The organism is uncultured Chitinophaga sp., from assembly GCF_902168175.1.
Lineage (GTDB): Bacteria > Bacteroidota > Bacteroidia > Chitinophagales > Chitinophagaceae > Chitinophaga.
In genome coordinates this window covers 36,151-49,192 of record NZ_CABHOU010000076.1, presented here as the reverse complement: position 1 = coordinate 49,192, position 13,042 = coordinate 36,151, and the positions used below count along the sequence as shown (strand labels likewise).

At 49.0% G+C, this 13,042-nt stretch carries 8 protein-coding genes; 3 read left to right on the top strand and 5 right to left on the bottom strand.

The annotated features are described in order from the left end of the window. The first annotated feature begins 44 nt into the window (after nt 1-44). From QZT80_RS17515 to QZT80_RS17505, 3 genes are read left to right on the top strand one after another with little or no spacing between them, the layout of a single operon-like run. Nucleotides 45-1,052, top strand: a complete 1,008-nt coding sequence (locus tag QZT80_RS17515) for a family 43 glycosylhydrolase (RefSeq protein ID WP_295124895.1) — start codon at nt 45-47, stop codon at nt 1,050-1,052. Between the two features lie 9 nt (nt 1,053-1,061). Continuing rightward, nucleotides 1,062-2,111: a glycoside hydrolase family 43 protein gene (locus QZT80_RS17510; protein WP_295124892.1), complete on the top strand. Its 1,050-nt coding sequence runs from the start codon at nt 1,062-1,064 to the stop codon at nt 2,109-2,111. Between the two features lie 10 nt (nt 2,112-2,121). Next, nucleotides 2,122-4,704 (top strand): alpha-L-arabinofuranosidase C-terminal domain-containing protein, encoded by a 2,583-nt coding sequence (locus QZT80_RS17505; RefSeq protein WP_295124890.1) that lies wholly within the window; start codon nt 2,122-2,124, stop codon nt 4,702-4,704. A gap of 252 nt (nt 4,705-4,956) precedes the next feature. Here the strand turns inward: QZT80_RS17505 and QZT80_RS17500 are convergent, their stop codons facing one another. The 5 genes from QZT80_RS17500 to QZT80_RS17480 all read right to left on the bottom strand — a co-directional run bounded on the left by QZT80_RS17500 (nt 4,957) and on the right by QZT80_RS17480 (nt 12,918). Further along, the gene (locus QZT80_RS17500; RefSeq protein ID WP_295124887.1) at nt 4,957-5,916 is read right to left on the bottom strand and encodes a DUF1735 domain-containing protein; all 960 of its coding nucleotides are present in this window, start codon (nt 5,914-5,916) and stop codon (nt 4,957-4,959) included. A gap of 29 nt (nt 5,917-5,945) precedes the next feature. Beyond that, on the bottom strand, nt 5,946-7,727 hold the full coding sequence (locus QZT80_RS17495) for a RagB/SusD family nutrient uptake outer membrane protein (RefSeq protein WP_295124882.1): 1,782 nt from the start codon (nt 7,725-7,727) through the stop codon (nt 5,946-5,948). 11 nt (nt 7,728-7,738) lie between these two features. Then, nucleotides 7,739-11,044: a TonB-dependent receptor gene (locus tag QZT80_RS17490; RefSeq protein ID WP_295124879.1), complete on the bottom strand. Its 3,306-nt coding sequence runs from the start codon at nt 11,042-11,044 to the stop codon at nt 7,739-7,741. 142 nt (nt 11,045-11,186) lie between these two features. Beyond that, a complete protein-coding gene (locus tag QZT80_RS17485; protein ID WP_295124877.1) occupies nt 11,187-12,278 on the bottom strand; it encodes a FecR family protein in 1,092 nt (363 codons plus the stop codon). Nucleotides 12,279-12,357: 79 nt separating this feature from the next. After that, nucleotides 12,358-12,918, bottom strand: coding sequence for a sigma-70 family RNA polymerase sigma factor (locus tag QZT80_RS17480; protein ID WP_295124874.1), 561 nt, complete (start codon nt 12,916-12,918; stop codon nt 12,358-12,360). Nucleotides 12,919-13,042: the final 124 nt, after the last annotated feature.

The window sequence follows — 13,042 nt, the reverse complement described above, 5'->3', positions numbered from 1 at the left end:
CTATTTTGTCGTTCCCTTTAACCAAATTAAAAGATATTTCCGTTATGATAAAAAGCTGGATATTCCTGCCGCTCTGTCTGAGTATTGCTGTTGCCGCCACGGCGCAAAAAGCAGCTAAAAAAAGCGCGAACCACAACCCGGTATTGAAGGGCCTTTATGCCGATCCGGACATCCTGTACGCCGAAAAAACCGGCAAATACTACCTCTACCCTACCAGTGATGGATTTACCAACTGGGCGGGCAACTATTTCAAAGTATTCTCCTCTAAAAACCTGGTGGACTGGAAAGATGAGGGTATCATTATACAACTGGGAAAAGATGTAACCTGGGCGGACGGAAATGCATGGGCGCCCTGCATTATAGAGAAAAAGATCAACGGTAAATATAAATACTTCTACTACTTCACCGCCAAGCAGAAAATAGGCGTGGCCGTAGCCGATAATCCGACCGGACCGTTCATAGATTCGGGCAAACCGCTGATCGACAAATTCCCGGAAGGCGTAAATCGTGGTCAGCAGATAGATCCGGACGTATTTACAGATCCAAAATCAGGCAAAACCTACCTGTACTGGGGCAACGGTTATATGGCCGGTGCAGAACTGGCAGAGGATATGGTTTCGCTGGTGCCAGGTACTACTAAAATCCTTACCCCGGATAAAACCTATAACGAAGGCACCTATGTGTTTTTCCGTAACGGCCAGTATTACTTCTCCTGGTCAGAAAACGATACCCGCGACCCAAACTACCGCGTACGTTACGGTACCGCCGACGGGCCATTGAGCAAAATAAAGGTGCCGGATAACAATTTCATGATCACGAAAAACGAGACCGACAGTATATACGGTACCGGTCATCACTCCGTATTACAGCGGCCGGGTAAAGACGAATGGTATATCGTTTACCACCGTTTTAATTACCCTAAAGGCATTCACATGGGCCGTGCGGCAGGATATAACCGCGAAGTATGTATTGACAGGCTGGAATTTGAGGCCGATGGCCGCATTAAAACCACCGTCCCCACACATAAAGGTATATCGCCTTTACGCAAATAAATTAAGCGTATGAAACGATCGTTCTTTTTATTACTCACCGTTCTGGCTGTAACAACAGGGGCCTGCGCACAGCAGAAAAAGAAAGGGCAAGACAAAAGCGCTTACCTGATGGTGTATTTTAAAGATGACACCCATGGTTTATACATGGCGCTGAGCAACGATGGCTACACATTCACCGACGTCAATCATGCAAAACCAGTGATAGCCGGCGATACGATTGCCCTACAAAAAGGCATCCGCGACCCGCACATCTTCCACGCGCCCAACGGTATGTTCTACCTGGCCCTTACCGACCTGCACATATTTGCGCAAAAAGCAGGCTACCGCAGTACCGAATGGGAACGTGATGGTAAAACATATGGCTGGGGAAACAATAATGCCATCGTACTCATGAAATCGGACGACCTGATTCACTGGTCGCGCACCAATTTAAGGGTAGATAAAGCCTTTCCGGAACTCGACAGCATAGGCTGTGCCTGGGCACCGGAAACTACCTGGGACCCTGTGAAGAAAAAGCTGATGCTCTACTTCACTATGCGTTTTAAAAATGGCATAAACAGTATGTACTATAGTTATGTTGATGATGCGTTTACCAAACTGGAAACCGCACCGCAATTACTGTTTAAATACCCGGTAGCAGGTAAAACCACGATCGACGGTGACATTACCTATGCTAATGGTAAGTACCACTTGTTTTACGTGGCGCACGATGGGGGACCCGGCATTAAACAAGCTGTATCCGACTCCATTAACAGCGGATATGTATATGATCCGGCCTGGTATGATCCCGAGCCAAAAGCCTGCGAAGCACCAAATGTATGGCAGCGGACCGGCACCGATAAGTATGTATTGATGTATGATATTTATGGCGTACAGCCTCATAATTTCGGCTTTAGTGAAACTACGGACTTTGTGCATTTCAAAGACCTGGGACATTTTAACGAGGGCGTGATGAAAGCCACTAACTTCTCATCGCCTAAACATGCTGCCGTAATTCATCTGACTCAAAAAGAGGCACAGCGGCTTGCTACACGCTGGGGCTTACAAATGAAATTTTAAAGTACAGGTTATGAAGAAACTTTTTATGCTACTTGGGCTTTCCGCTCCGCTACCGCTGATGGCAGCAGCCCTGCATAACGAACCCGATTCGGTATATATATTTTCTTATGCCACCGCTAAGAACAATCACCACAACGGCCTTCATTTTGCCTGGAGCCGCGATGGTAAACAGTGGTCAGCTATCGGCAATGAATATGCTTACGTAAAGTCAGATTACGGGCGGTGGGGCTCGGAAAAACGCATGCTCACCCCTTACCTGGTGCCTGGTGCTAACGGTACCTGGCATTGTGTATGGAGTTTGAACGAAAAGCAAAAACTGTTCGCCGCGGCTAACTCCCCCGACCTCATTTACTGGGAAAGCCAGGTTTACCCGCAGGTACAGGCCGGCGAAAACGTAGAACGCCCTGTTATAGAGTTCGACAAAGCTTCCGGCGCTTACCTGGTTACTTATGCGAGCAAAAACGGCAAGTATTATCGCCTGCAAACAAAAGACTTTAAAACATTTGGCCCGGCTACAGAAGTACCCTCCAGCGCCTATGCCGATAAAAACATAACGATCGACCTGCCGGCCGGTAAAGCCACGGGACAATCATATAAAGTAGCCTGGTCCGTAGTAGACAAACTGATCAAAGCCTGGCAACTGGAACAATACGAAGGCGCAAAGAACGGCGAAACCACTAAACAGGATGCCGAACGTTTTGCGGGATTAAAACCCGTAACGGCCAACATCGTATTGCAACCCGCCAACGCCAAACCGATCAGCGATTTACTGATGGGCGTATTTTTCGAAGACCTTAACTATGCTGCAGATGGCGGCCTGTATGCAGAACTGGTGCAGAACCGCGGTTTTGAGTACGCGCTGAGCGATAAAGAATTCCAAGATGCTAACTGGAATGCCAGGCATTCATGGTCGCTGAGCGGCGATGGCACGTTTACCATCGACAGTTTCGCGCCCATTCATGCGAACAACCCGCACTACGCCGTACTGGACGTTACCAAACCCGGCGCCGCCCTGGTGAACAGTGGCTTTGATGGCATTGTGGTGAAGAAAGGTGAAAAGTATAATTTCTCCGTATTCACAAAAGCAGCGAAGGCTGGTAAACTGCTGGTAAAACTGGTGAACGGGCAGGGCGATGTGGTGGCTCAAACATCCATCAACACCGCTGCTAATAACTGGAAAACAGCAACCGCCGTGCTTACCGCCACTGCCGATGCCACAGATGCCAGGCTCGAACTACAGCCACAATCAGCCGGTCGCTTACAGCTGGATATGGTGTCCCTGTTTCCCCAGCAAACTTTTAAGGGCAGGAAAAACGGGTTACGTGCCGACCTCGCACAAACCATTGCCGACATACATCCCCGTTTCGTACGTTTCCCCGGTGGTTGCGTGGCGCATGGCGATGGACTGGATAACATCTACCAATGGAAAAACACTATTGGTCCGCTGGAGGCACGTAAACCACAGCGTAATCTCTGGGGGTATCATCAATCCGCGGGACTGGGTTACTTCGAGTATTTTCGCTTTTGTGAAGACATAGGTGCCGTGCCTTTACCCGTTGTTGCCGCTGCCGTACCGTGCCAGAACTCAGCTTCCAATGGCATACAGGGCGGCCAGCAGGGCGGTATACCCATGGATGAAATGGACGCTTACATACAAGACATTATCGACCTGGTGGAATATGCCAATGGCAGCGTGCAAACCAAATGGGGTAAGCTGCGCGCCGAAGCCGGGCACCCGCAGCCATTCAATTTAAAATACATTGGCATTGGTAACGAAGACCTTATTTCCGGCGTATTTGAAGAGCGATACGCGATGATCATTGCTGCCGTAAGAAAAGCACATCCCGAGATCGTGATCATCGGCACTGTAGGCCCCTTTTACAAAGGCACTGATTATACCGAAGGCTGGAATATTGCCGATAAACTGAAGCTGCCGATGGTAGATGAACACTACTATAATCCTCCGGGATGGTTCATCAACAACCAGGACTTCTACGACCGTTACGACCGTAACAAATCGAAAGTTTACCTTGGCGAGTATGCCTCACACCTGCCAGGCAGGCCGAGCAACATCGAAACAGCCCTTTCTGAGGCCTTATACCTCACGTCTGTAGAAAGGAACGGCGACGTGGTAAGCATGGCCTCCTATGCGCCTCTTTTGGCCAAAGAAGGGCACACCCAATGGAACCCCGACCTGATCTACTTTAACAACAGCACGGTAAAGCCAACAGTGGGTTACCATGTACAGATGTTGTATGGTCAGCATGCAGGCGACCAATACCTGCCGGGCTCCATCAGCATCAACAACAACCAGGACGCAGTGAAAAAGCGCATTGCATATTCCATAGTGCGCGACAGCAAAAGCAAAGACCTGATCGTGAAACTGGTAAACATGCTGCCTGTAACCGTAACTACCAACGTAGACCTCGCAGGTGTAGAACCTGCAGCAGGCGAAGCAAAAAAGATCGTATTACAGGGCGCGCCGGACGATAAGACCGCCACCCCGGCAGAAAGCTCGATGACGGTATCGGGTAAGTTCGATACTGCTTTAGCGCCATATTCGTTCACGGTTATCCGTATTAAGACTAAGTAAACGTGAAGGCTATTTGATTCATAACGAAAGCGGGCGATGACGAATCGCCCGCTTTTTTTGTGCCTGATGAATAGTGTTACTAATGTTGAACGGAGCGTCGCAACGGCGGCTGCATGTTTGTTCCTGTGTTGGTCTAACTCTTCTTTTTTTATTGGACAACAGTTCATCCCGCAAACAATGCCCGGCCACCTTTTTACAAATAAAAGGACCGCAAATTACTTGCGGCCCCTATCCTATTTATATGCAACCAAATTAGAAAGCGTAGAGTTCTGCCAGGTGGCTGTGACTGGCGCTGAAAGAGCTGGTAATAATGATTTTCACGTAACGTGCCTGGCGGAAACCGGAAAGGAAGCGGCGTTGCAGGTTATTGTTGTTCTGTAACTCAACGTTGCCGCCGCTTGTCCAGGTAACATTATCTGTGCTGGTTTCAATGGTCACCAGGTTTGGTTTGCCATTGTCACCACTCTGGCGCGACAAAAACGAAAGGCCATGCACTTCTTTTTCCTCTCCCATATCATAAATAATATGATGCGGAGGCCCGGGCGATCCGCCCTGCCATTGCGAATGCCAGAAGGTCGTTTTATCGCCATCGATCGAATGGATAGCGCGGCCGTTATTAGCGCCTTCACCGTTTGCTTCCTGGGAAGAAAAACCTGCAACAGACCACAGCGCGCGGTCGTAATCAGTATAGTCTGCCAGGTCGGGCTGCGATTTCACCACGTAGAACGTAGTACGCAGGTTCTCGTTTACATTGATCGTAGACGATTCGATAGAGATCGGTAAAATATAGTTTTGCAGGGCATTGATAGCGCCGGCTCCCTTTGTTTTCACGCTGATGTATAAAGGCGCCGTATTCAGTTTTCCTTTAGGGATAGTAGCTTCTGTGGCGCTAAGCGTGTAACCGCTTGAGGGCAACAGTTCGTAGCTGGTACCGTTGGCGGTGTTGAAGCTGTCTATCACATCGGGATTCACTTTAAACTTCAGTGCAATGTCTTTGGTAGGATAATCCTGCCCGCCGAAACAGGCGCCAAACACAATAGTCTGTAGTGTATCCGCAACACCCAGTGTTTTGCCAACAGGGTTGTTAACCGCCAGTGGCATGTATACTTTAATGTAGTTCTCCAGCGGCTGGTCGGGCAGTTCCACCTCACTTTTACAGCTAAATAAGCCCAGACTGGCGCAGAGTAACAGATATATTTTTCTGATGTTCATGATTTACATGTCTTAGAGTTAGGAAAAGATTACCAGCCCGGGTTTTGAATGATCTGTTTACCACGGTCCATTTCATACTGGCTGATGGGGAACCAGTACATGGCAGGGCGGAACAGGTGCGTAGCTGCAACAGACCTTTGATAAAAGTCGTTACCATCCCTGTTCACATTCATACCGTGCATATCGCCCATATGCTGCGCAACTATTTTCCAGCGGCGCATATCGAACCAGCGGTGGCATTCAAAGGCCAGTTCCACACGCCGTTCTGCGCGTATCTTAGCACGCATTTCCGGTTGTCCGCCGGGTACAGGTAAAGGGCTGGCACCTTCTCCATACTGCGGGATACCCGCTCTTTTACGCACCAGGTTCAGGTACTTAGTAATATCGGTATTGCCCGGATCCGATTCATTCAATGCTTCGGCGTAGTTCAGGTACATTTCTGCCAGTCGAAATAATACATACGGGCGGTTCTGTTTAGCGCCATTACCACCTGAACCATCATTCGTTTGCGTACCTACGTTTTTACGTACGAGGTAGCCGGTTTTAGAAAAGTCGGTAGGATGACCATTTTTACCATTAGGGCTGGACACAAAAAAAGTGATAGTACCCATAGCCTGCATATTGCCACCCTGGAAGCGGCTGTTGTTATACGTTATATGCGCATAGAAGCGGGGCTCGCGGTTGATGTACATGTTATAAACGGAGAGGCCGGCAACATCTGTAAACCCGGTTTCTGAGTAATTAGAAGACTCATTGATGCTCAAACCATCGTTCATGAAGTAGGCGTCCACCTGCTCCTGCGTTGGGGCCATACCGCACCAGCCGCCGGCGCTGCGGGGCATACAGTGTACATCCCAGTTAGACAGACCATTGCTTTTACGTACAAATATCTGTTCATTGTTCCATGCCTGTAAGAAAACGCCCTGCAATGATTTAACCGGATCGCCGGAAACATCTTCGTAGAGGCTGTAAATACCCAGGTCGATCACATCTTTTGCCGCTGCTGCCGCACGTGCCCATTTGGTGGCATCGTAGGTTTGAGAGATCAGCGGTTTGCCATCTTTATCTTTAAAGGTGGCAACATCGGTGTTACCATTGTATTGCGGGCTGGCTGCGTAGAGTAACAGCCTGCTTTTCACGGCCAGGGCAATACCCTTCGTGGCGCGGCCATATTCGGCATCACTCACCTGGTCGTTGTTCATCGGGCGCAGGGGCAGTACCGCTGCTGCGGCATCCAGTTCTGCGGCTATGTAGTTCACACAAGTATCGTAGTGGCTGCGCGGAATTTGCATATCGGCTGCTGTAGCGCCTGCGGGCAGTTCTTTATCACCAACAAGTACTGCCGGGCCAAACTGCTGCATCACCAGGAAATAGAAGTAAGCACGCAGGAAACGGGCTTCTGCCTTATAACGATCGATCTGGGCCTGGCCGTTAAGCGCAAGTATTTCGACATTCTCGTCGATATGATTAATAAAGTAAGTAGCCGAACGGATGCCCGCGTACAGGTTGCCCCATTTATCGAACAATACCGTACCCGCACTGATGTTGCCCAGGTTAAGGGCGTAGTTGCTGTACTTAGTCCAGGTTACGTCCAGCTCGTCGCTGTTACCCAGCCAGGGATTGTCGGACCATTGGTTAGACAGATCGGGTACGTAGCTGTATACGTTAGCCAGGTATTGTTCAGAAGAGGCCTTTTTACGGAACACCTCTTCGATAGTGATACGGTCGTTAGGTACCTGGTCGAGGTAGTCTTTACACCCGCTAAAAAACACAGTAGCAGTAAGTGCAGATATGATGATGGATAATTTCATAATTCGTGGATTTACTTGAATGTACATTTGATGCCGAAGTTGTAGGTTTTGGTAAGCGGGTATTGCGCACCACGACCATCGCCCAGTTCCACATCCCACATATCGAATTGGCTGGCAGTCCAGAGATTATAGCCAATAAAGTACAGGCTAACGTTGGATGCGCCTATGTGCTTTAACCAATCTTCGGTAAGCGTATAGGTAAGCTGCGCAGTTTGCAGGCGCATAAAGGAGCCGTTTTTAGTCCACCAGTTGCTGCTTTCGTAGTTCATATTATCATTACCGTAAGTAAGCCTTGGGTACAGCGGATTTGCTACAGGATTTTCAGGTGTCCAGCGGTTGGTGATCTGTTTCATCAGGTTACCACGTTCGCCGCCCTGGCTAAATGGCTGTAAGCCATCGCCATTCAGCCCGATATCTACATTGCTGATACCTTTGAACCATCCTGCCAGCGACCAGCCTTTCCAGTTAATGGTAGGGCCGAAACCGTACACGATCTCAGGAATGCTGCCGTAACCAATAGGGCCCATATCGTAGCTGTCAATTTTACCATCGCCGTTCAGGTCCTTGTAACGGATATCACCGGGACGGTTAGTACCTGTCTGGTAAGCACTGTTAGCAATTTCCTCTTCGCTGGTAAATAATCCAAGTGCGGTATACCCAAAGCGCTGGCCCAGTTTGCGGCCTATGCGCTGCTGCCATGGATAAGGCCACGGAGCATTGGCATCGTTTATTACCTTCGCCCTGTTCCAGGTAAAATTACCACGGAGGCCCAGCGAAAGGTCTTTTGTGATACGTTTGTTTATTTCAAGCGTTGCATCTAAACCTTTGTTATGGATTTCGCCAAGGTTAGCCCAGGGCAGTGTGCGTATACCTGCATAGTTAGGTACATCGCCACGCTGGCGGAAGATGCCGCTACGGTTTTCGTTGAACCAGTCAACCGTAAGAGAGATATTATTCTGCCACATTTTCATTTCCACACCCAGGTTCGACTTCTTCGCCTTCTCCCAGGTTACCTGTACGGCATAGTCACCAATATCCAGGCCACCGATGTCGTTATTCACGCCATTCTGGCCATAAGAGTAACCACCATTACCGCCACCAACGGTAGAAATGTAAGCGAACCTGCGGCCACCAATGTTACTGTTACCCACTTCTCCGTAAGAGAAGCGGAACTTCAGGAACTGGAACACATTTTTAGCGGGCTCAAAAAATTTCTCTTCGGATAATACCCAGCCGAGGCCGTATGAAGGGAAGAAACCAAAACGTTTGTTCTCATCAAAAGTTTCAGAACCATTGTAGCCGAAGTTCAATTCTGCGAGGTAACGGTTATCGTAACCGTACGTGGCACGGCCTGCTAAACCCATATAACGGAAAGGGATGGAATTGATGAAGTCGCCAGCAAAAGCATCTTCCCTGTCTGACTGGTTAAACAATACCATGCCCGACACATCATGTTTGCCGAATGAGTTAGCGTAGTTGATAGACGCTTCGGTATAAAACTGGCGGGAGCCACCGTTAGACCTGCTGTAACCGAGGTAACTGGTACCCACAGCCGTTTTGTCCAATATCAGATTACCGTCCACATCCCGGCCTGTAGCCTGGTAGCCATCTACCGTTTTGGTACGCCTGATATTATGTTCGTTATAGTTATCGAACGAGAACATACCAGTGGCGGAGAGGCCTTTTACCCAGAAGCTTAAGTCCTGTGTGAGGCGGATGTTGCTCCATAACTGGCTTTTAAACTCGGTGGCATAACCGCTTTGTGTTAACTGGTTGTAAGGGTTCGATATATCGCCCGTACGGATCTGCGAATGCAGGCCATTGGAATATATTTTCGGGATCAGGATGGGAGGCAGCAGGTACGCTGAGGTCCAGATGTTGCTGGCCGAGTTACCCGGAAAGTTAGCATCACTGATCCAGCCTGAAGCACCAAAATCTACTTTTGTTGTTTTGGTCACATCGAGGCCGAGGTTAGCGGTAAAGTTATAACGGGTGAATTTAATGTCCGAGCTGTAATCAGCCAGTTCATCTGTTTTGTACATACCATTTTCATCGTAGTAACCAACAGACAGGTAGTACCTGGCCTTTTCCGAACCTCCGCTTGCATTAACGCGGGCACGGCGGTTCTGACCAGTTTTATTGAACAGTTCAGAAAACCAGTCTACGTTAGGGTACAGGTCCGGATCGGAACCTTCCATGGTTGCTTTAATACGTTCGTCAGAGTACTTAGGCAGCGTTTCATTAGGGTTGCTGCTTTTGTAGGCTTCATTAGCCATCTGCATATAAGTAACGCCATCTGCAAACTCCGGTACCTTTGTAAAGGCAGTAACACCCTGGTCGTACTGCACATTGATCAACACCTTACCTATTTTACCGGTTTTAGTGGTGATAAGGATAACACCATTTGCACCACGTACACCATAAACTGCCGTAGCAGAAGCATCTTTCAGGATGCTGAAGCTGGCAATGTCTTCCGGGTCTACGTTAGCAAAACTTCTTTCAATACCGTCCACGAGTACCAGCGGAGAGCTGTTCGTGAAAGTGGATATACCGCGGATGTAGATTTCTGCGTTATCGTAGCCAGGTTCGCCGCTACGCTGCACACCGATGATACCTGCAATACGGCCGGCAATTACGTTGCTGAGGTTAGCCACCGGCTGCTTCAGGTCTTCGGCCCGGATGCTGCTTTGCGCACCGATCGTACTTATCTTTTTCTGCTGACCATACCCTACTACCACTACATCCGTAAGGTCGGTGGATTTGTCCTGCAGGGTAACATTGATCTGTGTTCTTTTTAATACCGGCACTTCCTGGGTAACATAACCCATGAAGCTGAATATCAGCGTACCGGTATCGGCGGGCAACTTAAGGGTATATGCACCGTTGGCGTCGGTAATAGCCGCCGTGCTGGTACCCTTTAACTGGATACTCACACCTGGCAGCTCAAGACCTTTGGCATCGGCTACTTTACCCTTAATGGTGAAAGGCTGGCTTTGCAGCGGCACAGGCGGCGGCGCAAGGGCTTTTACCACTACCGTGTTCTCAAACATCTGGTAAGTGAAAGGCTGGTTGTCGAAGCATTTGTCCAGCACAGCTTTTACGGGTTCGCCAGTAACAGTAACACTTACTTTTTTGGCGCGACCCATCATTTTGGCATCATACACAAACTCCAGTCCGTACTGGTCGTGCAGCTTACGAAATACCTCCTCCAGCGTGGCATTTTTAACATGGAGCGTAATAGGTTGGGAGAATGCGGTAGCGCTAACCTGCAATAGCGACACCAGCATCAGGGCCAGCACAAGCTTTAGCCTTAGCAAGCATTTTAGAAATGTGGAATTTTTCTTCGTCATTGGGTGAAAGGTTATTAATGATGGTTTAGCAACGTGGCAATAGTTGAGCAACCGGGTACAGCAACTGCACCGGCGTTCACATGAACGTGTACGATTATTGAATTTGGTATTAAGGCATTACATAAATCTTGTTACCCTGCATCTTAAAATGTACTGAGCCTGTTATCTCAAGGGCGGTGAGTACAGATTGTACGTCTTTCTGTTGTGAAATAGTTCCTCCAAATCGTTTGCCCGCTACTTTCTCTGATATCTCTACTTCTACATTGTACCAGCGGGCTATTTTGCGCATAACGGTTTCAATTTCTTCATTCTCGAACACCAGGAAGCCATTTTTCCAGGCCACTGCATCTGCTGCGTTTACCTTCGTTACCACGAAACCGTCAGTTCCGTTCTGGCGTGTACCCTGCTGCCCCGGTGTTAATAATACTTCCCCTGTTTCATCATGCAGGCGTACCGAGCCGTCCAGCAGGGTCGACCTCACGTTGGGTTCGTCGTTGTAGGCCATCACATTGAACTGCGTACCTAACACCTGTACATCCATCTGATGCAGCTTCACTTTAAATGGCTTCGACGCGTTTTTTGCCACATCGAAGTACGCCTCGCCCTGTAATTCTACCTGCCTGTCTTCCCCTTTAAAACTGGTAGGGAAACGCAGGGAGGAAGAAGCATTGAGCCAAACGGTGGAGCCATCGGGCAATGTGATCCTGTATTTGGCGCCGCGTGGCGTTTCGAGTGTATTATAGGCCATCGCATTTCCTTCTCCTTCGTAAGCCAGCTGGTTGTCGGGCAGCTTCACCACTTTTACACCGTGCTGGTTGGCCAGTTCACCTTCCTCCGCGTCGTCCAGTTCTATACGGCTGCCATCGGCGAGGGTAAGCATGGCCCTCTCAATACCAGGTAAACCTTCTTTGTTCGACATCCGGGCGGGCGTTGGTGCCAGGAACCTGTACAAACCCGCACTTACCAGTACCAGCAGCACCGCTGCCGCTGCCACCCTGGATATGGTAACACTAAGCGGTTTACGGCCTATCTTTTTATTGATGCCTCTCAGCATCTGTACACGCTTTCTACCAAAATCCTCTACCGGCAGGTTGTTGGCCTGCTGCTCGTTACACCATTCGTTGTACCTGGCCAGCTCGTATTCCGTTGCTGTTCCATTTTCCACACGCGCTATTAATGCCAGTAATGCTTGTTCTTCCACGGGAATAATTCTGGTTTGTACATATTAAGGGACACGAAAAATGCCTACCCCCTAATCGTGGTAAAAAAAAAAATAAAAATTAGAGGAAGGTGGACCAGAAATGGAGTTTACCCAGGGCCATCCTGAGTTTACGGAGTACGATCGTCATCTGGTTTTCGACCGTCTTTTCACTAATACCCATCTCGCGGGCTATTTCGCGGTTGGTGAGGTATTCGTTGCGGCTCAGGTGGAATATGCGGGCCGAACGTTCGGGTAATGTGGAAAGGAACAGGGAGATCACCTGCTTTAATTCTTTTATTTCCAGGCTGTTGTCGGTAAAGTCTTCCTGTACCTCCGGCCGCTTCGCCAGTATTTCGGCACGACGGCGGCTGCCCTGTATATAACGGATAAGCCGGTACTTTACGGCCGCTTTCAGGTAAGCGCCGGGTTCTGTCACCTTTAATTGCTCGCGGTTGGCCCAAAACCATACAAATATCTCCTGTATGGCATCGGTACATTCGGCTTCGTCCTGCAGAATATTAAAGGCATAACGGTACAATACCTCCGCATGGCGGTGGTAAAGCTGCTCGAAGGCAGCCCGGTTGCCCTGCTGCACCATTAGCACTAGTTCAGGATCGCTGTAGCCGTTATATTTGGACATTGCTGTGTACGTATGCAGCAACGAATGTAAAAAAATCCGGCAGGAAATTAAAATAACTGCCTAAAAGCGAACAAACTGGCCGGAAGCAAGCAAATTGTCCCGGCCGGTATATGACTATGTAAAA

Coding starts and splice junctions, on each gene's coding strand:
- QZT80_RS17515 (WP_295124895.1), top strand. CDS start 45: ATGATAAAAAGCTGGATATTCCTGCCGCTCTGTCTGAGTATTGCTGTT.
- QZT80_RS17510 (WP_295124892.1), top strand. CDS start 1,062: ATGAAACGATCGTTCTTTTTATTACTCACCGTTCTGGCTGTAACAACA.
- QZT80_RS17505 (WP_295124890.1), top strand. CDS start 2,122: ATGAAGAAACTTTTTATGCTACTTGGGCTTTCCGCTCCGCTACCGCTG.
- QZT80_RS17500 (WP_295124887.1), bottom strand. CDS start 5,916: ATGAACATCAGAAAAATATATCTGTTACTCTGCGCCAGTCTGGGCTTA.
- QZT80_RS17495 (WP_295124882.1), bottom strand. CDS start 7,727: ATGAAATTATCCATCATCATATCTGCACTTACTGCTACTGTGTTTTTT.
- QZT80_RS17480 (WP_295124874.1), bottom strand. CDS start 12,918: ATGTCCAAATATAACGGCTACAGCGATCCTGAACTAGTGCTAATGGTG.